General features: G+C 39.3%; 16 protein-coding genes and 1 tRNA gene. 6 read left to right on the top strand and 11 right to left on the bottom strand.

The genetic code is table 11. The features are described 5' to 3' along the window. The 3 genes from ABWO12_RS09345 to ABWO12_RS09335 form a co-directional block, all read right to left on the bottom strand. The coding region (locus tag ABWO12_RS09345) for a lytic transglycosylase domain-containing protein (protein ID WP_353088591.1) at positions 1 to 726 on the bottom strand (726 nt) is incomplete at its 3' end. A gap of 99 nt (positions 727 to 825) precedes the next feature. Continuing rightward, complete coding sequence (locus tag ABWO12_RS09340; RefSeq protein ID WP_353088590.1) at positions 826 to 2,013, bottom strand: phosphoglycerate kinase; 1,188 nt, start codon at positions 2,011 to 2,013, stop codon at positions 826 to 828. Between the two features lie 220 nt (positions 2,014 to 2,233). Next, positions 2,234 to 4,204: a hypothetical protein gene (locus ABWO12_RS09335; RefSeq protein ID WP_353088589.1), complete on the bottom strand. Its 1,971-nt coding sequence runs from the start codon at positions 4,202 to 4,204 to the stop codon at positions 2,234 to 2,236. A 215-nt stretch (positions 4,205 to 4,419) separates the two neighbouring features. Here ABWO12_RS09335 and ABWO12_RS09330 point away from each other — a divergent pair, with 215 nt between their 5' ends. Beyond that, the gene (locus ABWO12_RS09330; protein ID WP_353088588.1) at positions 4,420 to 5,571 is read left to right on the top strand and encodes a DNA polymerase III subunit; all 1,152 of its coding nucleotides are present in this window, start codon (positions 4,420 to 4,422) and stop codon (positions 5,569 to 5,571) included. Positions 5,572 to 5,573: 2 nt separating this feature from the next. Next, positions 5,574 to 5,957, top strand: coding sequence for a DoxX family membrane protein (locus ABWO12_RS09325; protein WP_353088587.1), 384 nt, complete (start codon positions 5,574 to 5,576; stop codon positions 5,955 to 5,957). On the opposite strand, the gene ABWO12_RS09320 is transcribed toward ABWO12_RS09325, so the two are convergent. The 6 genes from ABWO12_RS09320 to ABWO12_RS09295 form a co-directional block, all read right to left on the bottom strand. Next, entirely contained in the window at positions 5,950 to 8,214 is a 2,265-nt protein-coding gene (locus tag ABWO12_RS09320; RefSeq protein WP_353088586.1) for a helix-turn-helix domain-containing protein, read from the bottom strand. The two genes, ABWO12_RS09325 and ABWO12_RS09320, sit on opposite strands and share 8 nt — an antisense overlap. A gap of 92 nt (positions 8,215 to 8,306) precedes the next feature. Then, a complete protein-coding gene (locus ABWO12_RS09315) occupies positions 8,307 to 8,885 on the bottom strand; it encodes an OmpH/Skp family outer membrane protein (RefSeq protein WP_353088585.1) in 579 nt (192 codons plus the stop codon). Between the two features lie 215 nt (positions 8,886 to 9,100). Beyond that, positions 9,101 to 9,958: a class I SAM-dependent methyltransferase gene (locus tag ABWO12_RS09310; protein WP_353088583.1), complete on the bottom strand. Its 858-nt coding sequence runs from the start codon at positions 9,956 to 9,958 to the stop codon at positions 9,101 to 9,103. A 49-nt stretch (positions 9,959 to 10,007) separates the two neighbouring features. Beyond that, on the bottom strand, positions 10,008 to 11,876 hold the full coding sequence (gene mnmG, locus ABWO12_RS09305; protein ID WP_353088581.1) for a tRNA uridine-5-carboxymethylaminomethyl(34) synthesis enzyme MnmG: 1,869 nt from the start codon (positions 11,874 to 11,876) through the stop codon (positions 10,008 to 10,010). Between the two features lie 43 nt (positions 11,877 to 11,919). Beyond that, on the bottom strand, positions 11,920 to 12,348 hold the full coding sequence (gene ybeY / locus ABWO12_RS09300) for an rRNA maturation RNase YbeY (protein WP_353088579.1): 429 nt from the start codon (positions 12,346 to 12,348) through the stop codon (positions 11,920 to 11,922). Next, positions 12,341 to 15,742: a coiled-coil domain-containing protein gene (locus tag ABWO12_RS09295; protein WP_353088577.1), complete on the bottom strand. Its 3,402-nt coding sequence runs from the start codon at positions 15,740 to 15,742 to the stop codon at positions 12,341 to 12,343. Before ABWO12_RS09295 ends, ybeY begins: the two co-directional genes overlap by 8 nt. 114 nt (positions 15,743 to 15,856) lie before the next feature. On the opposite strand from ABWO12_RS09295, the gene gltX reads away from it, so the two are divergent. Then, positions 15,857 to 17,365: a glutamate--tRNA ligase gene (gene gltX, locus ABWO12_RS09290; RefSeq protein ID WP_353088576.1), complete on the top strand. Its 1,509-nt coding sequence runs from the start codon at positions 15,857 to 15,859 to the stop codon at positions 17,363 to 17,365. Positions 17,366 to 17,397: 32 nt separating this feature from the next. Here the strand turns inward: gltX and ABWO12_RS09285 are convergent, their stop codons facing one another. Beyond that, positions 17,398 to 18,063 (bottom strand): hypothetical protein, encoded by a 666-nt coding sequence (locus ABWO12_RS09285; protein WP_353088574.1) that lies wholly within the window; start codon positions 18,061 to 18,063, stop codon positions 17,398 to 17,400. A gap of 70 nt (positions 18,064 to 18,133) precedes the next feature. Between ABWO12_RS09285 and ABWO12_RS09280 the strand changes: the two genes are divergently transcribed. Next, a complete protein-coding gene (locus ABWO12_RS09280; protein ID WP_297517993.1) occupies positions 18,134 to 19,111 on the top strand; it encodes an SPFH domain-containing protein in 978 nt (325 codons plus the stop codon). 286 nt (positions 19,112 to 19,397) lie between these two features. On the opposite strand, the gene ABWO12_RS09275 is transcribed toward ABWO12_RS09280, so the two are convergent. Further along, positions 19,398 to 21,083 carry a glutamine--tRNA ligase/YqeY domain fusion protein gene (locus ABWO12_RS09275; protein WP_353088573.1) on the bottom strand — a complete coding sequence of 562 codons (1,686 nt, stop codon included), beginning with the start codon at positions 21,081 to 21,083 and terminating at the stop codon, positions 19,398 to 19,400. 66 nt (positions 21,084 to 21,149) lie between these two features. Here ABWO12_RS09275 and folB point away from each other — a divergent pair, with 66 nt between their 5' ends. Beyond that, complete coding sequence (gene folB / locus ABWO12_RS09270) at positions 21,150 to 21,509, top strand: dihydroneopterin aldolase (protein WP_353088572.1); 360 nt, start codon at positions 21,150 to 21,152, stop codon at positions 21,507 to 21,509. Positions 21,510 to 21,600: 91 nt separating this feature from the next. Beyond that, a tRNA-Cys gene (locus ABWO12_RS09265) sits at positions 21,601 to 21,671 on the top strand. Positions 21,672 to 21,837 lie beyond the last annotated feature (166 nt).

The following is a 21,837-nucleotide window of genomic DNA, read 5'->3' as shown; positions in this document are numbered from 1 at the left end:
TCCAGGGCCTGAATTGTAAGACGCCAGTACCAAATCCCAATCGCCAAAAATTTGATACATGTTTTTCATGTATTGCGAGGCAGCTTTACTGGCCTTCATTGAATCGCTACGTTCGTCTACATAAGTAGTAATCGACAAGCCATATTGTTTTCCCGTTTGGTACATAAACTGCCACAACCCGGTAGCGCCTACACGAGAAACTGCCAACGGATTTAACGCAGACTCAACGATGGCTAGGTACTTAATTTCAAGTGGAATATTGTTTTTGGCCAATTCTTCTTCAAAAATGGGGAAGTAAAATTGAGAAACGCCCATCAACCGTTCGAAGTGCTTTTTTCTATTTTTCAAAAAAGACTTGATGATGTTTTCAAGCCCGGGATTATATTCAATGTTGAAGGGTGATTTTTCATCTAAACGACGAAGACGCTCTTTGAGCAACTCTGTGGGCAATTCATAGTCTACCAGTTGGTCAATATCAACGTTTTTGATGTCTTCCAACATGGTGTTGTATAAATCCAATGACGTTAATTCTTTCATCCACATGCTATCGATGCAGGAAGCCATTTCGTCATGTACAAAGGTTGCTTTGATCGAATCGAGAAAGGAAACTTTAATTTCTTGTTTGACAACGCTGTCTTGTTTGGCTTGAGGCGCCTGTGTTTCTTGCGCAAAAATGCTGGCAGAAGCACAAAAGAAAAGCGTTGCTATTCGGTTTTTTAAAGTCATGGGATCAATTTTAAATGTGTATTTATCAACCTCTTAAGGTTTTACAAAACTAAACCCTATAACGTTAATATTTACTTATTTATTGTTAAAATCAGGTATTTAGTCCAAAATCGCTTGAATTCCAGGAAGGGTTCTTCCCTCCAACATCTCCAACATAGCTCCGCCGCCTGTGGATACGTAACTCATTTTGGGTTCCAATCCAAACTGCTTCACGGCCGCTACAGAATCACCGCCTCCCACGAGTGAGAATGCGCCTTGAGCTGTTGATTCGGCAATAAATTCACCCAAGGTAATTGTTCCTTTAGCAAATCGTTCCATTTCAAAAACACCCAAAGGTCCATTCCATAAAATCGTTTTAGATTGCATGATGATGGATTTAAAATTCTCCAACGATTGGGGTCCGGCGTCCAACCCTTGCCAGCCGTCAGGAATGTGACGAACATCGACAATTTGAGTGGCCGCATCATTAGCAAAAGCATTGGCTGCTACCACATCTACGGGAAGGTGAATGTGTACATTTTTGAGTTTCGCTTGATGTAAAATTTCGAGCGCCAAATCGAGTTTGTCCATTTCACAAATAGAATCACCTACGTTTCCACCAAGTGCTTTGATAAAGGTAAACGTCATCCCGCCGCCAATAATCATGTGGTCGACTTTGTCTAAAATATTTTCAATAACGGTGATTTTTGAGGAAACTTTGGAACCTCCCAAAACAGCCGTTACGGGTTTGACCGATTGTTTTAACACACGGTTTAAACTGTCAATTTCTTTGGCAAGCAAACTTCCGAAACATTTGGCTTCAGAAAAAAACTGTGCGATAATAGTTGTGGACGCGTGGGCACGATGAGCCGTTCCGAAGGCATCATTTACATAAATATCGCCAAGGGAAGCCAATTCTTGTGCAAAAGCCACATCGCCCGCTTCTTCTTCAGGGTAAAAACGTAAATTTTCTAGTAATAAGACTTGACCCGGTTGAAGTTGAGCGGCCGCCTCTTGCGCTACAGTTCCACGACAATCGGAGGCAAATTGCACAGGAACACCCAATACGTTTGCCGTAGTGGCTACAATGTGTTCGAGAGAATACTTGGCTTCTTTTCCTTTGGGTCGTCCCAAATGCGACATTAAAATTACACTTCCGCCATCGGCTAAAATTTTGGCAATGGTGGGTTGCGCCGCTTCGATACGATTGGTGTCGGTAACGTTGAATTTTTCGTCCAAAGGAACATTAAAATCTACCCGAATTAAGGCTTTTTTCCCCTGAAAATTGAAGTCGTTAATTGTTTTCATTCGATTATGCTACACTTAGAAATTTTGTGACAAATATAACGAAATAAACGCGTTGGGGAAAGGACAAAAAGCATTGGTCGGTTTTTTAACGCTTTTCATCGGACAAAAAGAGTAGATACGATAGACTTAAAAACGTACTTTTTTCCGAACTTTTTTAAACATTTCGGGGAACATATTGCGGCGATTTTTAATCGAAAGTACGGTGCCGAAAAGAATAAAGTTAATGATCATTGTCGGTAATGGTTTCGTTACTATTATTGACAGAAAGCACCCAGAGTTTGTCGTGGTATTGGCCATTCATTTGCGATTGCACCCAAACTTGAGCTTCTTTTTGAGTAGCTACCTTTTTGAAGTAAACGTATTGAAAATTGTTTTGAGCATTGACCATCTTTTGAGGTTGAAATCCTTTCTTCCTTAAGGTGTTGATGAAATTGTCGGTGTTCTCTGAAATGGCAAAAACATTGGCAATAATATAATAGCCTTGGTCTTCATTGGGAATCGTAGCCCATTGAATCTTCACGGATTCCTCTTCTTGTTGCGTCACTCTTGACGTTTCCAGGCGTTTGATATTCCAAATGGCATCGGTATAAAGTTGGGTGATATTTTTATTCACCGCCACAATTTGGATACACTCTTTATACGTTCCTTCCATTTTGTTAATCAGCTTATTCACCGCCTGTTCTTGACTTTGGGTTTTTAAAATAGCAATATACCGGTATTGATTAAGCGGATTGGTAAATTCAACTGGTTCAAACCCTTTAGATTTTAAAAAACGATAGTATTCGTTGGCAGCACCTTCCGTTTTGAAAATACCAGTAACCAAATAATACGCGGCTTCGGCGCCCGTTATTTTCAGCATTTGAATATCCGTTGATTTCTGACTTTCTATGGCTTGATCACGGCAAAAACGGGTGAAAGAAGAAGTGGTTTTGGCGTTGTTTTCGGATAACAAATCAATATTGGCTGGGATAAATTTTAATGTTCTTTGTGTTCCCGTAAGTTTGTATTCGTTTTTGTTTGGAACTTGCGTAAGTCCCTTTTTCTCGATTACTTTTGGTTGATTGTCTGAATCGACGACCATGCCGGTAACATAGACAAAACTTTGATCGCCCGATGACAATAATCGTAGGGTAGCCTCGCGCGCATCATTGGGCACCAATTGATTGTTGGAGTTAAAAATAGAAAACAAACAGGTGTCATACCCCAATGTGTTTTTACTGTCGGGAAATCGGTTCATGATGTACTGCCCTTCTAGGGTTATACTACTGTTGAAAAAATTATTGGGTTTCCGACGGGAATCGGTAATTGGAAAAAAACTTCCTGTTTTGGCATTGCCTAGCAACACTTGGTCGCCAATTAAATTGTTATCGCCTTCCAAATTGGCAAAAGCTAATTTCACCCAAACCTCACCTGAAGTCGGTGTATGGAATCCCATGTAGGTAAAATCAACCGGTTGTTGACTCAACGAAAGAAAACCATCATTTAAGGAAATGAATTTTTCGGACATTGAAGCGTCTTCATATACTACAAATAGCGACCAGCCTGCCGCTGAACCTCCCGAAAGTGTACCTAAGGTAGCTCTCACATTGGCCACCGTATACACCCCAAACGGATTGGATACCGATTGAACCAAACTTGTAACATCGGCAAAAACGGCATAGGGAGCCATGTCTTGGGTTGCTTTGGAGTTGATGCCGTCAAACAATAATTGGCCTTGAACTGAAGTATATTGCTTTGTACCAGGTAGTTTAAATAAGACTGATGTAAAAGCATTGCGCTGTGGATTGACGGGGATGAATTTTTCGGATCCTTTTTGTGCTCCTTCTTCATATTTGTAGGTAGCTGCCCAATACAATCCCGCAAAAACAATTTTCTTACCTGAAGGATTTTCTACATACAATTCGGCACTACTGGACGAAAACGTAGCTTCATCTTTGTCGATGTCAATGTAATCCATGTAAAACTCATCGTTCAAGAGCGCTTGATTGGTGTGGTTGTAATACGCATCGTTGGCATGGTTGTTAAAATCACTGCGGTTTACAGTGTTGTTAGCAATGACTACCAGATCGCCTTTCAAATGTTTTTCAAAGCGCGATTTAAACGGGACCATCAATTGTGCATAGCCTAGACTCCCAGAGCATAAAATGCCCAGTAGGATTATTTTTTTTAGGTATGTTGACAATTGAATCATGGTTACTTACTTATGTATTGCTTTTTGAACGTGAAAAACAACAAGACAAAATTATATACAAAAGTCGATAAAGTGTGTATTTTTATCGTTAAAATTAACTTTTTATTTTTATTTTTATGTTATTTCTTACAATTTAAAAGGCTGCTTCTTACAATTTATCGTATTTTTTAGGCAACAATAAGGAGTAGAAAACGAGATTTGAGTTATATTTGCTTATGTTGTTTTCAGAAATTTTAGGGCACGGACACCTTAAAAATCATTTACTTAAAAGTGCTGATTCGGGTCGTATTCCCCATGCGCAACTTTTCACTGGACCTGAAGGTTGTGGAATATTACCTATGGCGATTGCGTATGCACGACACCTTATTTGTCACCCACAATCCACTTCAAATGAGTCCAATCGCGCGGCTTGTCAACTTAAATTTGATCAGTTAGGGCATCCTGATTTGCATTTTATTTATCCTACCGTAACTACCGATGATGTTAAATCAAAACCAAAAAGTTTAGATTTTTTGCGTGACTGGCGGGAGTTTTTAACTGAAAACCCCTACGGGACCTTATTTGATTGGTATGCTGTATTGGATGTAAAAAACAAACAAGGATTTATTCGCGTGGAAGATGCGCATGAAATTGTGCGTTTGTTGTCGTTAAAAGCTCATGAAGGGGGATACAAAGTGATGCTCATTTGGTGTGCAGATAAAATGAACATTGAAGCGTCCAATAAGCTCTTAAAATTATTGGAAGAGCCCACCGATAAAACCGTATTTCTTTTGATTGCCGAACATGAGGAAGATGTATTACAAACCATTCGTTCGCGCTGTCAAGTTTTACATTTTAACGCCCTTCCCGATGCTGTGATACAAGAGGCGTTGATTTCAAAAGAATCCTGCGACGAATCAACCGCCAAAAAAATTGCCCATCAATCGCAGGGAAACTATGCTAAGGCTTTGAAATTAATGCGAAAAGAGGATGAGGATCTCCCTTTTGAACAATGGTTTGTACAATGGGTTAGAGCCGCTTTTCGAGCCAAGGGAAATGCTATGGCCATTCATGATTTGATTGCTTGGAGTGAAGAAATTGCCAGTTTAGGACGTGAGACCCAAAAACGGTTTTTACTGTTTTGCCTGGAAATGTTTCGTCAAGCCTTGGTACTTAACTACCAAGCCAAGGATTTGGTGTATATGGAACCCGAAGTTCAAGGATTTGCTTTAGAAAAATTTGCGCCCTTTGTTACGGGCAATAATATTGTTGAAATAGCTCAGGAACTCGAACAAGCGACGTATTTGATCGAACGGAATGGAAATGCCAAAATCGTGCTTACCGATTTGTCGATAAAACTAACGCGTCTTATTCACAAACATTCGTAACTATGACCAATACTGCTTCATTTTTTGTTTTGTTGTTTTTGGCGATTACCTTTTTAATGTCGTCTCATGAAAAAGTTTTTCATTGGAAAACCACCATTCAAGGGATGCAAAGTTACTTTGCCAAGAGTCCTTTAAAGAATCAAGTCCCCTTGTTAACGGGGATTTTACTTCTTACAGAATTAATTGCGGGCATACTCGCTGCGATTGGTTGTTTGCAATTGTATATCAATGGCGAACGCACCTTTGGCTTTTGGGGCGCTGTATTTAGCTGTATTGCCTTATTAGAAATGCTTATCGGACAGCGTTTGGCGAAAGATTATGACGGAGCAAGAAACATTACCCTGTATTTTATTCCCGCGGTTATTGGCGTGTACTGGCTTAGCTAATCCAAGCCGCTCTAGCCCACTTCAATTCTTCCCAGCCGATTGTTTCTCCCGCTATTTCTTTTAATTCAGATAACGTACTGTTGGGATATTGTCGAAATAATTCAATAATGCCCAGAAAGCGCTCTTTGGGTAAAACTTCTTCCACTTGAATTTCCTTTTGCTCAATTAACTTCGCAATATGGCCTTGAATGGTATTGAGGGTAAGTTTACGTTCGGCCGCTATTTGTTCCATAGACAGGGGTTGTTTCCAAAGCTCAAAAGTGATCAGATAGGTTGATTTTTTGGCAACTTTAGATGATTTTTTTCGTGTGTAAATCGGTTCATCCTCTTCGAATTCTGCCGGTTGAACACCTGACGACTTGAAATCCTCCAACACTCGTTTGCGCAAGGTACTTTTAAATTCTTTTTGCCGATCGGTCACTAGGTTTTCCTTGGTTATAGGTTGGTTTTGAAGGGTTAAGCTAACGAACTGTTGCACTTTGAATGCTTGTAGTATGGTTTGAAGGGTAATCGTTTCTAAATGTAGTAATTCTTCATAAAATTCTTTCACTTTTTTGAGGGTTTTTACTTCTTCTATTTTTAAAAGAAGCCCATAAACCATGGATTCCCAGCTAGGATAAAAATAGTCAACCGCAGCATCGAGGCGTTCTTTGAGAAACGGATAATCCAATTGGCCATCGAAAATTCGCTGTAAATGGAGTTGAAACTTTTGAGCTTGAACTCTAATGGCCGACAAAGAACTTTCAAATTCTTGTGCCCACAATTTAAAAGCCGCCTTAGGGGATTTATCGGTCAATTCCAAATACGACAATTGATGGGCTTTTACGATGCGGTGCCATTCGTCCCAATCAAAAGCGTGCAGCACATAGTTTTTGAGATAGGTTTGAATTTCTTGGGTCAGGACCACTTGAAGCTGATCGGGCTCCGACTTTTGACTGGCGTAATCAATAACATCGGGGTCATTTTGAATGCCTTGCAACTGGATAGGTGCTTTTAAAACTAAACCTTGTAAACTGCGTAATCGCGAAAAGGCAACGTAGGCTTGCCCGGGTAAAAACACATCGGAAACATCCAAAACCGCTTTATCAAAAGTTAATCCTTGGCTTTTGTGCACGGTAATGGCCCAAGCTAATTTTAGTGGATAATGAGTAAATGTTCCCAGTACTTCTTCTTCAATATCTTTGGTGCTTTCATTGAGCGTATAACGGATATTTTGCCATTCGTATTTTTCAACTTCAATGGTTCTTTTTTCCTCCGGAAATTCAACAATAATTTCGTGCGTAGATAGGGCTTTTACCACACCCATTTTACCATTGAAAAATCGCTTTTCGAGCGACAAATCATTTTTCACAAACATCACTTGTGCGCCAACTTTTAACATCAAATTGGGGTCTAAAGGATAGGCTTTTTCAGGAAAATCACCAATGATTTCAGCAGAATACACCTGCGGTTCGGTGCTAATTTTTGCCAAGGCTTGCGCATTCATACGATCAGCTTTGGCGTTGTGTGTGGTTAAGGTAATGTAGCCTAAGTGGTTTTCAGGTTCAAAATTAGGTTGAATGTATGGGGCTAAAACCGAGAGATCGTTTTGGGTTATTGTATTGTTCCTCAGTTGGTTAAGTAGGTTAATAAAAGTTGTATCCGATTGTCTGAAAATTTTAGGCAACTCAATATACAGCGGTGGAAAATGCTTTAAAACTTGGGCATGAAAAAAGTATTTTCCGAGGTAATACTTTTTCAAATACGTCCATTCTTCCTCTTTAACAATGGGGGGTAGCTGCATTAAATCGCCAATAAAGAGTACTTGTACACCTCCAAATGGGTTTTTATTACGCCGAACCGATTGCAATACAAAATCAATAGCGTCTAAAATATCAGGGCGAAGCATACTAACCTCATCGATAATCAACAATTCGAGATTACGAAGGAGTGCTAAACGTGTTCCATTCCATTTAAAATGACGTTTTAAGCTTGATCGGGATTCTAATTTTAAAAAGGGCTGGGTTGATGGAGTGGAAAAGTCGGGAATAAAAGCGGAGAAAGGCAATTGAAAAAAAGAATGAATAGTAACACCTCCAGCGTTTAGAGCAGCAATTCCAGTTGGGGCAACAACGACAGTGTTTTTATAGGTTTTGGAAATGATTTCACGCAATAAGGTGGTCTTTCCGGTCCCTGCTTTGCCCGTTAAAAATACAGATCGATTGGTTTGGTTGATGAATTGGAGCACGTAGTGTGCTTCGGTTGATAATGATTCCATGGCTTATAAACTAAAAGACAAAGATAGAAATCTTCTGAGGACAAACAAAAAAAGCCCTGAAAAATAGGGCTTTATCTTTAAAGTAGCATGCATTACTTTTTATCTGATTTTTCGGCCGTCGTAGCTTTTTTATCTGATTTTGCTACCGCCTTGTATTTATCATTAACAAGTTTTACCACTTCTTTGGTTATGTCATAGGCGTCTTTGGCGTATAGTACAGTAGCCGATTCGCCTGTTCCATAAATATAGTCGTATCCTTTTTCTTTTCCGTAATCTTTGATGTTTTTACGATAGTTGTTGACCAAAGAATCCATTTCAACACCCATTTCCCCTTGCAATTGACGCGTCAACATTTGCTCGGCATATTGAATTTCTTGCCCGCGTTGTTGAAGTTCGCCATATTTCTGTTGGGCCCAAGCTTGTCCATTTTTTTGAGCATTAATAGAAAAACTTTTTTGTTCGGCTTCAAGACGATCAACTTCGACTTTAATACGCGAACCTTTTTCTTTTGCTATTCCTTCATATTTAGCTTTGATATCATTGGCTTCTGTTGATTCGTCTAATAATTTACTGGTATCAATGTACGCCGTTTTAAATTCTTTCGCTTCGGTTGCTTTTTCGCAAGAAATCATGGCTAACACCAAAACAACTCCTACTAACAATTTTTTCATGTTCTTTATTTTTTTCATTTGGCCTCAAAAGTAAATATTTCGTTCGATATATTGTACATTATTGCTATGAGATTAAAATATAAGTAAAATTTATAGCTGATGCCGCGCTTATAAGATTATTTGATAAAAAATGGCTTTATTTAAGCCGTTTTAAGCGTGTTTTATAAATCGTCCACCTCTTTTGTGGGAACAACAAAAAAACCGAATAGGGGCTTTTATTTAGCGTTTTTAGTGTTTTTGAGGGCGTAAATGTGCGAAGAATATTGTTTAGAACGTTTCGCTTTCCAATTCGAGCGCCAACCTATCCATAAAGCCTTCATATAATTCATTTTTCCTGTTTTATACTTTTCAGAAAGTAAACTCACATAATAGGAATCAAATTTCATGGGAAGCACCTTTACGAGTTCCATGGCTTGCTTTGCAAATAACTTTTCGATGGAAGTTTTTGAAAAATGCCATAAATGAATCGGCACATCATAAGCGGCCCAAAACGATTGGTAATGTTGGGCGTCATAGGATTTAAAATTGGGCACTGCAACAATCACCGTACCCCTGGGTTTGAGCAAACGCTTTAACGATTGGAGTTGTGTTTCTAAATCGGGAACGTGTTCCAACACATGCCACAAGGTAATCACATCAAAGGAATGATCGGGTAAATCGTTTTGTGATGCCGACATGGTGATTCCTTTGGCTTTAGCAATCGATTGTGCTTTTGCACTGGGTTCGATTCCGGTGACTTGCCAACCGTCATTTTTACACGTCAACAAAAAATCTCCTGTGCCCGCACCAATATCCAAAATAGCTCCCTTCGTATGCAACGAATTAATCAATTGTAACTTATTCGCCAAAGCAATGCCCTTGACAAATTGATAGGCTTTTTCAAAAAGCGTTCGTTTTCCATCGGTGTGGGAAATATAATCAGCACTTTCATAATAAGCAGGCAGTTGTTCTGGTGTGGGTTGGGGATACGTCACTAAAAGCTCCCATTGATTATCCATCCACAATTCAAATTCCTCACCAGAAACAGAATGATCTTTAACTTTAAATACAAATTTATCTTTTGAAAAATTCATGTAAAACGAGTATTGATAAGGGTTGAGAACTTTTGTTTCACGTGAAACATTAGCGACCCATATAAATTAATAAGATTGAAATATCGGCCGGTGACACACCACTAATTCGTGAAGCTTGAGAAATTGTCACGGGACGAATGGCCGTTAATTTCTGTTTGGCCTCTATGGACAAGGAATGAACCTTATAAAAATCAAAATCGTCTGGAATTTTCATTTCTTCCAAACGGGTAAGTTTTTCGGCATTGTTTCGTTCCTTTTCAATATAGCCCGAATATTTCAATTGAATTTCGGCTTGTTCTACAATTTCAGGGTCCAACTTGTGGGTTTCAATATAGGTTTTCACTTTTTCAAAACGTACAATATCACTCAAATCGATTTGAGGTCGTGAGAAAACTTTAAACATTCGATCGGTTTGGGTCATCGGCGAGCTTCCTTTTTCAATCAAAATCGGATTGGCTTCTTCGGGGGTAACACTTGTTTCTTTGAAGTAATCTAACAACGCGTCACTTTTCGAATACTTTTCTTGCATTCGCACATAACGGCTTTCGTCGGCCAAACCGATGGCATAGGCTTTGGATGTAAGACGAAAATCGGCATTATCTTGACGTAGCAACGTGCGATACTCCGCTCTGGAGGTAAACATACGATATGGCTCTTCAGTGCCTTTGGTGATCAAATCATCAATTAACACACCAATATAGGCTTCATCTCGTTTCAAAATCATGGGGTCTTGCTCATGAATTTTCAAATGGGCATTTATTCCCGCCATGATTCCTTGGGAAGCCGCTTCTTCATACCCAGTTGTCCCGTTGATTTGACCCGCGAAATATAAATTCTCGACCAATTTCGTTTCAAGGGTGTGTTTTAATTGAGTAGGTGGAAAATAATCGTATTCAATTGCATAACCCGGACGGAAGAATTTTACATTTTCAAATCCTTCAACGGTTCGCAAGGCTTTAAATTGAACATCTTCGGGTAGCGATGTAGAGAAACCGTTTACATATACTTCAACGGTATTCCATCCCTCGGGTTCAACAAACAATTGGTGCCGATCCTTATCAGCAAAACGGTTAATTTTATCTTCAATGGAGGGACAATAACGGGGTCCTATACTTTGAATACGCCCGTTAAACATCGGAGAACGATCAAATCCTTCCCGCAAAATACTATGTACTTCAGGTGAAGTGTAGGTTACATGACAAAGTTTTTGATGTGTTAAAGGTCGCGTTTCGGCTGCATAGGAGAATTTGTAGGGATGATCGTCGCCGGGTTCTTCACGCATTTTAGAATAATCCAACGAACGGCCGTCTACTCTTGGAGGTGTTCCAGTTTTCATACGACCCGCTTCAAATCCTAGTTGGACTAACTCTTCTGTTATACCTGTAGCGGCACTCTCCCCTGCTCGACCACCACCGTACTGTTTTTCACCAATATGAATCAACCCATTCAAAAAGGTTCCATTGGTAAGTACAACAGCTTTCGCGTGAATTTCAATACCCAAGGCGGTTCGAACCCCTATAACTTTTCCATTCTTTACGATAAGGCCGCGGATCATTTCTTGATAAAAGTCCAAATTGGGGGTGTTCTCCAACATTAAGCGCCACTCTTCCGAAAACCGCATTCGGTCAGATTGCACTCGTGGCGACCACATGGCAGGTCCTTTTGACTTATTCAACATTTTGAATTGAATAGCTGTTTTATCAGAAACTATTCCTGAATACCCGCCAAGCGCGTCAATTTCACGCACAATCTGTCCTTTGGCAATACCTCCCATTGCGGGATTACAAGACATTTGGGCAATGTTTTGAAGGCTCATGGTCACAAGCAGCGTTTTTGACCCCAAGTTGGCGGCGGCGGCGGCGGCTTCACAACCGGCATGCCCTGCACCCACTACTATTACATCATACGTTGAAAACATAACTCACCATGTTCCACGTGGAACGTTAATTATTTTTTATTGTTTAAGTATTTCTATGTTCCACGTGGAACATAGAAATTTTTTCATCCTCTTTTTGGCGCATTAGCCGCGTATCGTCATCGGATTTATCTTTATAACCGCAATAATGAAGAATGCCGTGGGCCATAACACGAAGCAATTCTTGTTGAAAAGAAATATTATAGGTTTGTGCATTTTCAGCTACTCGTTCCGCTGAAATGAATATATCGCCGTGTAGTTCGTTTGCTACAGAATAATCAAAGCTAATAATGTCGGTATAATAGTCATGATCTAAGTATTTTTGGTTGATCTCTAATAAGTACTCATCATCACAAAATATATAATTTATTTCCCCTTCTGATTTGTGTTCAGAACGAATAATTTCTTGAATCCAAGACTCAAATTGTGACTCGTTTTCGAGGGTGAAGTCGGATTCATAATTAAAACTAATCATTGCTTTTTAAATATTCTTGCACCTTACGGTTATAATTAGCGCGCAAAGGTAAGGTTTGGCGATTTAAAATTTCAATACTATTCAAATATTCTTGTAAGCGCTTTGGTAAGGGCGTTGATGGATTGGTGAATTCCTTAGAATTGGTTTCTGATTGTCGCTTCTTTTCCTCTCCTTGTTGTTGAACGGCTTTTTGAAGTTTAAGCATCTCATATTTGACATTTAAAATGCGTTGCAAAACTTCATTGTCAAACCCTTTGTTGAGCAACTGTTTTTCTATTGCTTTCATTTGGTTTAGGGTGTTTTGACCTTGTGAGCCCAACCCTTGTTTATTTAATTCTTTTTCCAGAGCGTCGCGTAATTGCTGTTGCTCTTTGTAAATTTCCATGATAGCACGTGCATTTCCTTCGCCATCTTCGCCTTCCTCTCCTTCGCCTTGACCATTTTGACCCGACCCATTCGCCTTACCTGAAGAACCTTGTTTGCCTTGTCCCGGTTTATTGCCTTGTTGACCCGACTTGGATTGACCGTCTTTACCACCTTCTTTCTCGCCTTGACCTCCCTCTTTTCCCTCACCCGGTTTTTGCCCTTTCTTCATGCCCTGCTTCATTTTTTCACCTAAACCTTCTTGCTTTTGAATTATATCAGGTAATTGCATCCCCGAACCTTGTCCAGGTTTGGGTTTTCCTTTTCCAGCACCCGCCATGGACATTGACATCTGCATACCGTTGAGTATACTGGCCAACATATCGGCTAATTTGTTGGAGGAAGAAACAGCAAATTGTTGATGGGATGCCCCTTTCATAACATTGGCATCGGCGAGTGTTGCAATTGCTTTTTCGATATTGTATTGAACATTACCTACTTCTTTGGTGATGTCTTCTGCAATTTTAGCATTGCGCAAAGACAGGGCAAACAGACTGTCATCTACGTGTTTGAATTGCAGCTTCAGGTCTTGTTGCTGTTTAAGGTATTTATTGTACGATGGAGAGCCTCGTTTCATTCCTTTGAATTGCTTCATTACATCTTCTTGCGAAAAAGAATACGCCACCAGATTGTCAATGATTTGACGGAGCATCGCAACATCCTCATCCATTTGCTCCATTTCACCCGACTCCATAGAAGCCCCCATATCCATACTCATTTGTTTCATTTTTTGGGCCGCACTTTTTTGTTTGGGTTTAGCGCCCGCTTTGGAATTTTTTTCTAACTGTTCTTTGGCCTGTTGCAAATCCTTTTCAATATTTTTCTCACCCGCTTCGGTATTGGGTAATTCTAAAGGTGATTTGAGCTCTTTGTTCTCTTTTTGTAATTCATCTAATTCTTTTTGAAGCTCGTCAAATTCTTTGTTAATCTCCTCTTGTTTATCTGTGGTGTTTTCCTTCTCGTTGTCGGCTAATTTTTCTTGCTTTTCACTCAGTTTATCGAGTTTATCAGCAATCTGTTCCGCCTTTTTTTCCACATAATACTTCTTGGTTAATTCAACCAATTGTTGCAAATTTTTAGATTGGTTTTTGGACTGTTGTTTTAATTGGTCCATCTTTTCAAACAACTCCTCTTTTTGAATTTTTTCATTCAGGCGTTCCAATTCTTCCAATAATTTTTTATTCTTATCAAATTCCTTATCGACCTTTTCCAAACGGTCTTTCAAGAGTTCTTTGGTTTCGTCTTTCTTATCAGCTTTGACTTTTTCCAAATTCTCTTTCATTTTTTCTGCAAAGGACTTCATCAGCTCATCTTGCTTCTTCTGACGTTGAAGAAAATCATTTACTTTTTGCTGTTCTTTAAACTCTAGGCTTTCTTTTTCTTTACCAAGTTTTTGCAATTTATCCATTTCATTAAATTGCTTTTCTTGCGTTTTCAGTGATTTTTCAAGCGAATTGATAGTGCTGTTTTGTTCTTGCAACAATTGATCTACTTTCTCAGATTCTGTGCTTTCACGGTGACTGAAAACGGAGGATTTGGCCGATTTAAAATTATGTAACGCGTCGTTGTCAAATACTTCAAAATAATACTCGTAAGGCACTCCCGCTTCAATATTTAAATTGCCAGGGAACGAGAAAATAAAACGATCGTAAACATCCTTTTTCAAGGGAAGCATTGCCTTTTTGGCCGCTTCAGGTTTGTTTTTGGGATAATACACCACCTGCAACTTAGTAAGTCCGTAATCATCGCTAACTTGTCCCAACAAAAAGTTTTTTTCAACTTTTAAACTATCGGGAGCGTTACCTACTGAAATTGTTGGATATTGATCGGATACCACTGCAATACGATACGTTAGTTTTTCGTAATTGGGGATTTTCTCGTTTGAAGTAAGTATCTGATAATCGGTATTTTGTGTTATTGATTTAGCCCAACTAAAGGAATTATTGTCCCGCGCGAAATTGGCTTTTTGTGACCCATTGGTCCAAACAACTTGTTGCGTAGCCACGGTTTGCATTTGCCAAACGACAGTTGTTCCTTCGGGAACTATGGCATTTCCTGTGCCTTTTATTGTCGTTGATGGTTTTTTCAAATAAGAAGGAAACTTCAAGACCATTTGGAAATTGGCAATCGTAGGAACGGTGACAACATCGAGGGTATACGTTTTAGAACGCACCGCATTGGCTTCCAAGTGAAATTCGATATTTTCCTTGGGTTTCGGAATAACAAATTGAAATTTCCCTGGAGCTGTGGCTTCCATGAAATAACTTTCGTCGTCCCAAAAAATCATGACATTTTCAGGAACAACCTTTCCTTTGGTTTCTACCTGAAGGATAAAATCTTTATTTTGTTCCGTTTGCAAGGAATTGTTGGTCACAAAAAAAGCAAAAGGAGCTGGTGGTGCGAATTGTTCTTGATAATGCACTACACGGTTAAAGCTTTGTGTCAAAACCTCGCTTTTACCGCTAACCATGAAGAACAATACCAATAAAACAGGAATAAGCGCCAACGGAATGTACTTTTTATTGGCCGAAAAATCAATGGCCTTGGAAAAAGGAATCGGCTGAAGATTGGCTGCTTTTTGTTCGATAGAAGCCAATAGTAACTCAGAGGTTTTGGAATCGTTGGCCAATTGTAAAAAATTGGTCAGCTTATCTCCTACTTCGTGAAAATGGTTTCCGATAATTTGGGAGGCTTGCGCATAATCAATTCCTTTTTGTAGCTTAAACAATTTAAACAACGGAAAAAGAATGTAGCGCGAAAGAAGAAAAATTTCAACCCCAACAAACACCCAAAATAAAACAGTTCGAGCACCGGGTTGCAACCATAAAAAGTACTCCACAAAAAGCGTGAATAAAAAATAAAGCAATCCAAGGCCTGTAAAAAGTAACATACCACGTACTAAAGCATTGGTGTAATACTTACGAATAAAATCTTCCAGCTTCTGATAAATGAGTGCCGATGTGTCGGTCATAGTGAATCTAGGGTTAATAACCGCTAAAAATACAAAAAATGGGCTACATCAAAAGTTAAATAATTGCCAAGTCAAGAATTGAAAAACTGCGTTATCTTTGCCAAAAATTTAACCATGGCTCGACCAGTACGTGTGCGCTTTGCCCCTAGTCCCACCGGACCGCTTCATATTGGCGGTGTTCGAACGGCTTTATTCAACTATTTATTTGCCAAAAAATACCAAGGTACATTCTACCTTCGTATTGAAGATACCGACCAAAATCGTTTTGTGCCTGGTGCGGAAGCCTATATTTTTGAGGCGTTAGAATGGTTGGGGATTGCCCCTGACGAAACAGTAGGAAAAAATGAAAAATTTGGACCCTACCGCCAAAGTGAACGCAAAGCATTGTACAAACAATATGCCGACCAATTGATTCAATCGGGATGGGCTTACTATGCCTTTGACACCGCCGAATCCTTGGACCAACATCGTAAAAACCACGAAGCACAAGGGAAAACATTTATCTACAATTGGCATAATCGCGAAAAATTAGATACCTCCCTTGTCCTAACTCCAGAGGCTACTGAAAAACGGATTGCGGCGGGGGAAGCGTATGTGATTCGTTTTAAAACGCCTGTTGATCAAATTTTGGAATTGCATGACATTATTCGCGGGGATTTAAAGTTTGATACCAACCTACTTGATGATAAAGTACTGTTTAAAAGTGATGGGATGCCTACCTATCATTTGGCCAATATCGTGGATGACCATTTGATGGAAACGTCGCATGTCATTCGTGGAGAGGAATGGCTGCCATCGCTTCCATTGCATCATTTATTGTACAAAGCTTTTGGTTGGGAAGCGCCAGAATTTGCCCATTTGCCATTGATTTTAAAACCTATTGGAAACGGTAAATTATCAAAACGCGATGGGGATAAAATGGGCTTCCCTGTTTTTCCATTGCGTTGGACCGATCCGTCAACTGGAGAAGTTTCTTCTGGCTACCGTGAAAAAGGCTTCTTTCCTGAAGCAGTTGTTAACTTTTTAGCTTTATTGGGTTGGAATGACGGCACGGAACAAGAATTGTTTTCTTTGGACGAATTATGCCAAAAATTTGATTTAAACCGCGTACACAAATCGGGAGCAAAATTTGATCCTGAAAAAAATAAGTGGTTTAACCATCAGTATTTGCAGTACCAATCCAATTCGGTTTTAGCGGATTTGTTTGCCAAAGAGTTAGCCCACAGAAATGTTTCGTATACATTCGATTTAGAACGAATAGTAACGCTAATCAAGGAACGCGCCCACTTTGTATCGGAGTTTTGGGAATTGGCTGATTATTTCTTTGAGGCACCCAAGACGTATGATGAAAAAGCATCCAAAAATTGGAAAGAAGATACACCTTCGCTATTAACTCAAGCCTTTGAAGTGATATCACAAGTTCAACCTTTTGAATCGGTTGCTATTGAAAACGAATTAAAAGCATGGATGACCGCCAATGAAATAGGTATGGGTAAAATTATGCAGCCCTTGCGGTTATCTCTTGTGGGCGCCTTGAAAGGACCCCATTTATTTGATATTATCGAACTTTTGGGCAAGGAAGAAGTTGAAAAACGAATCCAAAAAGCGATAGCTACTTTATAATAAAAGCCCAGATAAAATGTCGGGGTTTTCTTTTATAAATTAAATACAATTTGACCGTTGATGGTGCCTAAATTTCCTTTGAAATTTTCATTGGAATTTAAAGCGGTTAGATCGGTATTTTTGTTGAGTTTGTTGAAAAGATTGGTAAATCCATACTGGTAAAATACTTGAGCACGCACCGTTTTACTCCCCGCCGAAAAACCCAAATAAAAAGCGCCGCCTATATTGGATACATCCAGAATATCTTCGGCACGAATCGCTTGTTTGGAGGCTTCGTCGTATTTGATCACATTTGTTTTGGAGGAAGCGTTCACAGCCAATTTTCCATTGACTTGAAGAACGGGACCAAAATCTAGCGAAACATGATCTTGCACTATATTATAACTAAACAACAATCGAATTTGGACTCCTTGTAAACTAAATTCAGTTTCACGTGTTGAGAGACTGCTTTTCCCTAATGAAAATTGGCTATTAAAAAACTGCATTCCATAAATCATACTCCAGTCGTTGTAATAATTACCACGAACAGATAGTCCACCTGCAAAACCTATTCCTGGTTTGGCATCAAAACTTGAAGTAAAAAGCGAACAATGGGAAACACCCGCGGCAATACCAATGCGATTTCCATCGCGATACCCATACTGAGCAAAAGTGAAACAACTAAACAAAACGGCGCCTAACACTACTATTTTTTTCATGAAAAAGGGAATTATGTAACAAACATACACTATTCCCGTATAACAAATGTCTAATCCAAAAAATTTATTCATGGACCCTATTTTAATTATTGTGTTGGTCTTCGGACTGTTTTTATTCTTGGCTTGTTTTTTTACGGTAAAACAACAAACCTCTGTAGTAATTGAACGTTTTGGAAAATTCCAAAGTATTCGTAATTCGGGACTTCAATTGAAGATTCCGGTGATTGATCGTATTGCAGGTCGAGTAAATCTGCGTATTCAACAATTGGATGTTATTATTGAAACACAAACCAAAGACAATGTGTTTGTAAAAATGAAAGTTTCTGTTCAATTTAAAGTGATTCAGGAAAATGTGTACGAAGCTTTTTACAAACTCGAGTATCCGCACGACCAAATTACGGCCTATGTTTTTGACGTGGTTCGTGCCGAAGTACCGAAGCTTATTTTGGACGATGTATTTGTGCGAAAAGACGATATTGCCATTGCTGTAAAACGCGAATTAAACGAAGCGATGATGGCCTACGGATACGACATTATCAATACATTGGTTACCGATATTGATCCTGATATCCAAGTGAAAAATGCGATGAACCGAATCAATGCCGCTGAACGCGAAAAAGTGGCTGCCGAATTTGAAAGTGAAGCACAACGTATTCGCATTGTTGCCAAAGCCAAAGCCGAAGCCGAAAGTAAGCGTTTACAAGGTCAAGGTATTGCCGACCAACGACGTGAAATTGCTAAAGGTTTGGTAGAAAGTGTGGAAGTTTTAAACAATGTGGGCATTAACTCACAAGAAGCTTCTTCATTGATCGTGGTCACGCAACATTACGATACGTTGCAAGCCATTGGTGCCGATTCGAATTCTAATTTGATTCTATTACCCAATTCACCTCAAGCAGCAACCGATATGTTGAATAACATGGTGGCGAGTTTTGCTGCCAGCAATCAAATTGGAGAGCAAATGAAAAGACAAAACAAACGGTTGAAAAATAGTGATGATAAAACATCCTTGGATTACAATCCGAACGATACATCGCAACCGGAATAAAATTTTGAATGAAAAGAGGCTTTTACGGGCCTCTTTTTTTTGACAGGGTTAATCGTAGTAAAAAAAGGCGTTTTTTGAGTGAAAACTTTAATTTAAACGATTTACAACACTTTCTCATCTGTAGTTAATTAATCTGATTCATCTTTTAAAAAACAAGCGGAAATCAAATGTATTTCAGTGGTTTTTAATAACTATATCTGATTTTATTTTTATAAAGAATAAGAATTACCAATAATAAGAAAACCCGATGTTGTATCGGGTTTTGTATTGTTTTTACACATAAAATTTATTCTTTGCTTTCAATTTTAGCCCATGTGTCACGAAGGCCGACCGTTTTGTTAAAAATTAATTTTTCAAGGGTTGAATAGGTGTCGACACAAAAATACCCTAAGCGTTGAAATTGATACGACGTTCCGGGTTGCGCTTGATGAAGACTCGGTTCTAAATATCCGGTGATCACTTGCAACGAATTGGGATTGATGTAGGTTTTAAAATCCACTTCCTTATCGCCATCAGGGTTTTCATGTGTAAAAAGACGATCATAAATGCGAACTTCTGCGGGTAAAGCGTGCTGAATAGACACCCAATGAATGGTTCCTTTTACTTTACGCATACTCGCTTCCGTTCCACTTCCCGATTTACTATCGGCATCATACGTACAGTGAATTTCAGTTATTTCACCTTGGGCATCTTTAATCACTTTTTCGCCTTTGATGATGTATGCATTCTTTAAACGCACTTCTGTTCCTAGGGTAAGACGGAAAAACTTTTTGTCGGCTCCTTCTTTAAAGTCCTCTCTTTCAATATATAACTCTTTTGTAAAAGGAACTTTACGATACGTCATCGGATCGGCTTCTGGATTGTTTTCGGCATCCAACCATTCTTCTTGACCTTCTGGATAATTGGTAATGATCAACTTTACAGGATTGAGGACAGCCATAACGCGATCTGAAGTTTTATTCAATTCTTCACGAACACAAAACTCCAATAAAGAAACATCGATAAGATTGGTGCGTTTGGCAATTCCAATCGTTTTGGCAAAGTTACGAATCGCCATCGGTGGATACCCGCGACGACGCATCCCAGAAATGGTACTCATACGGGGATCATCCCAGCCTGAAACGTGTTTTTCTTCCACCAATTGAAGTAACTTCCGTTTAGAAACCACGGTATGTGATAGATTTCTTCGGGCAAATTCACGTTGTTTGGGACGAACTTTAGTTTCATCATAAATTTGATCCAAAAACCAATCGTATAATTCGCGATGCGGCAAAAATTCTAGGGTGCATAACGAATGGGAAATTTGCTCTAAATAGTCACTTTCCCCATGCGCCCAATCATACATTGGGTAAATACACCAATCGTTACCTGTACGGTGGTGATGTTCATGCATAATGCGGTAAATAATCGGATCGCGCATCAACATATTGGAGGAAGTCATATCGATTTTAGCACGAAGCACATGGGTTCCTTTTGGAAATTCACCTTGTTTCATGCGTGTAAACAAGTCCAAATTCTCTTCGATCGAACGATTTCGAAAAGGAGAATCTGTACCCGGTTGTGTGGGAGTTCCTTTTTGTTTGGCCATTTCTTCTGAAGTTTGGCTATCTACATAGGCTTTCCCTTTTTGGATCAATGCTACCGACCAATCATACAATTGTTGGAAATAATCAGAGGCATAACACTCGCGATCCCATTGGAATCCAAGCCATTGCACATCGCGTTTGATGGCATCGACATATTCTTGTTCCTCTTTGGAAGGATTGGTATCATCAAAACGCAAATTTACGGGCGCATTATAGTCCAAACCTAAGCCAAAATTCAAACAAATCGCACTGGCATGACCCACATGCAAATAGCCATTGGGTTCGGGTGGAAAACGAAAGCGAAGTTTATCTTTTGATAACCCGTTTTTTAAATCGTCTTCAATGATTTGCTCGATAAAATTGAGTGATTTTTCCTCGGTAGACATAGAAATTTCTTAATTTTAGCAAAGATATGTTTAATTCGTCAATTTGAAAATTGGCACCGAAATAAAATGGGAACAATTAAATTACAGAACATCCGCACGTTTTCTTTTCATGGTTGTTTACTGGAAGAAGCAAAAATTGGAAGTGATTATCGAGTAGATTTGGAAGTAAAAACCGATTTACGAAAATCAGCACAAACCGACGAGTTAATCGATACCGTTGATTATGTGTTACTTTACCGCATCGTAGTGGAAGAAATGGCGATTCGTTCAAAATTATTAGAACATGTAGCGCAACGGATTATTGAACGTATTTTTAGAGAAATACCCTCGGTATCGCGTATCATTTTGGCGGTTTCCAAACTTAATCCTCCCATTGGTGGCGATGTTGAAGCGGTCACCATTATCATGGAAGAATACCGAAGTTAGCAGTAAATAAGTTTGATTTGCGCTACAAATTGAAGGTGGGAATTTGGATATTGATTTTTTTTTACTTTATCTTTGCTTCCCTTAATAAAAAGGCGTCGTGGCCGAGTGGCTAGGCATCGGTCTGCAAAACCGCGTACCCCGGTTCGAATCCGGGCGATGCCTCTTACTTAAAACCTCTCAGAAATGGGAGGTTTTTTTTATTGAAAATAATAACTGCAAAACCGCACACTCGGTTCTCCCGAAGTTTCGGGACGGGCGACTCTTACTTAAAACCTCTCAGAAATGGGAGGTTTTTTTTATTGAAAATAATAACTGCAAAACCGCACAC

Source organism: Flavobacterium sp., from assembly GCF_040379285.1.
Lineage (GTDB): Bacteria > Bacteroidota > Bacteroidia > Flavobacteriales > Flavobacteriaceae > Flavobacterium.
This window is presented reverse-complemented; position numbering and strand designations above follow the sequence as displayed.

What these genes read in the sequence shown, in the direction of transcription:
- ABWO12_RS09340 (WP_353088590.1), bottom strand. Translation starts at nt 2,013, where the DNA reads ATGAAAACAATTAACGACTTCAATTTTCAGGGGAAAAAAGCCTTAATT.
- ABWO12_RS09335 (WP_353088589.1), bottom strand. Translation starts at nt 4,204, where the DNA reads ATGATTCAATTGTCAACATACCTAAAAAAAATAATCCTACTGGGCATT.
- ABWO12_RS09330 (WP_353088588.1), top strand. Translation starts at nt 4,420, where the DNA reads ATGTTGTTTTCAGAAATTTTAGGGCACGGACACCTTAAAAATCATTTA.
- ABWO12_RS09325 (WP_353088587.1), top strand. Translation starts at nt 5,574, where the DNA reads ATGACCAATACTGCTTCATTTTTTGTTTTGTTGTTTTTGGCGATTACC.
- ABWO12_RS09320 (WP_353088586.1), bottom strand. Translation starts at nt 8,214, where the DNA reads ATGGAATCATTATCAACCGAAGCACACTACGTGCTCCAATTCATCAAC.
- ABWO12_RS09315 (WP_353088585.1), bottom strand. Translation starts at nt 8,885, where the DNA reads ATGAAAAAATTGTTAGTAGGAGTTGTTTTGGTGTTAGCCATGATTTCT.
- ABWO12_RS09310 (WP_353088583.1), bottom strand. Translation starts at nt 9,958, where the DNA reads ATGAATTTTTCAAAAGATAAATTTGTATTTAAAGTTAAAGATCATTCT.
- mnmG (WP_353088581.1), bottom strand. Translation starts at nt 11,876, where the DNA reads ATGTTTTCAACGTATGATGTAATAGTAGTGGGTGCAGGGCATGCCGGT.
- ybeY (WP_353088579.1), bottom strand. Translation starts at nt 12,348, where the DNA reads ATGATTAGTTTTAATTATGAATCCGACTTCACCCTCGAAAACGAGTCA.
- ABWO12_RS09295 (WP_353088577.1), bottom strand. Translation starts at nt 15,742, where the DNA reads ATGACCGACACATCGGCACTCATTTATCAGAAGCTGGAAGATTTTATT.
- gltX (WP_353088576.1), top strand. Translation starts at nt 15,857, where the DNA reads ATGGCTCGACCAGTACGTGTGCGCTTTGCCCCTAGTCCCACCGGACCG.
- ABWO12_RS09285 (WP_353088574.1), bottom strand. Translation starts at nt 18,063, where the DNA reads ATGAAAAAAATAGTAGTGTTAGGCGCCGTTTTGTTTAGTTGTTTCACT.
- ABWO12_RS09280 (WP_297517993.1), top strand. Translation starts at nt 18,134, where the DNA reads ATGGACCCTATTTTAATTATTGTGTTGGTCTTCGGACTGTTTTTATTC.
- ABWO12_RS09275 (WP_353088573.1), bottom strand. Translation starts at nt 21,083, where the DNA reads ATGTCTACCGAGGAAAAATCACTCAATTTTATCGAGCAAATCATTGAA.
- folB (WP_353088572.1), top strand. Translation starts at nt 21,150, where the DNA reads ATGGGAACAATTAAATTACAGAACATCCGCACGTTTTCTTTTCATGGT.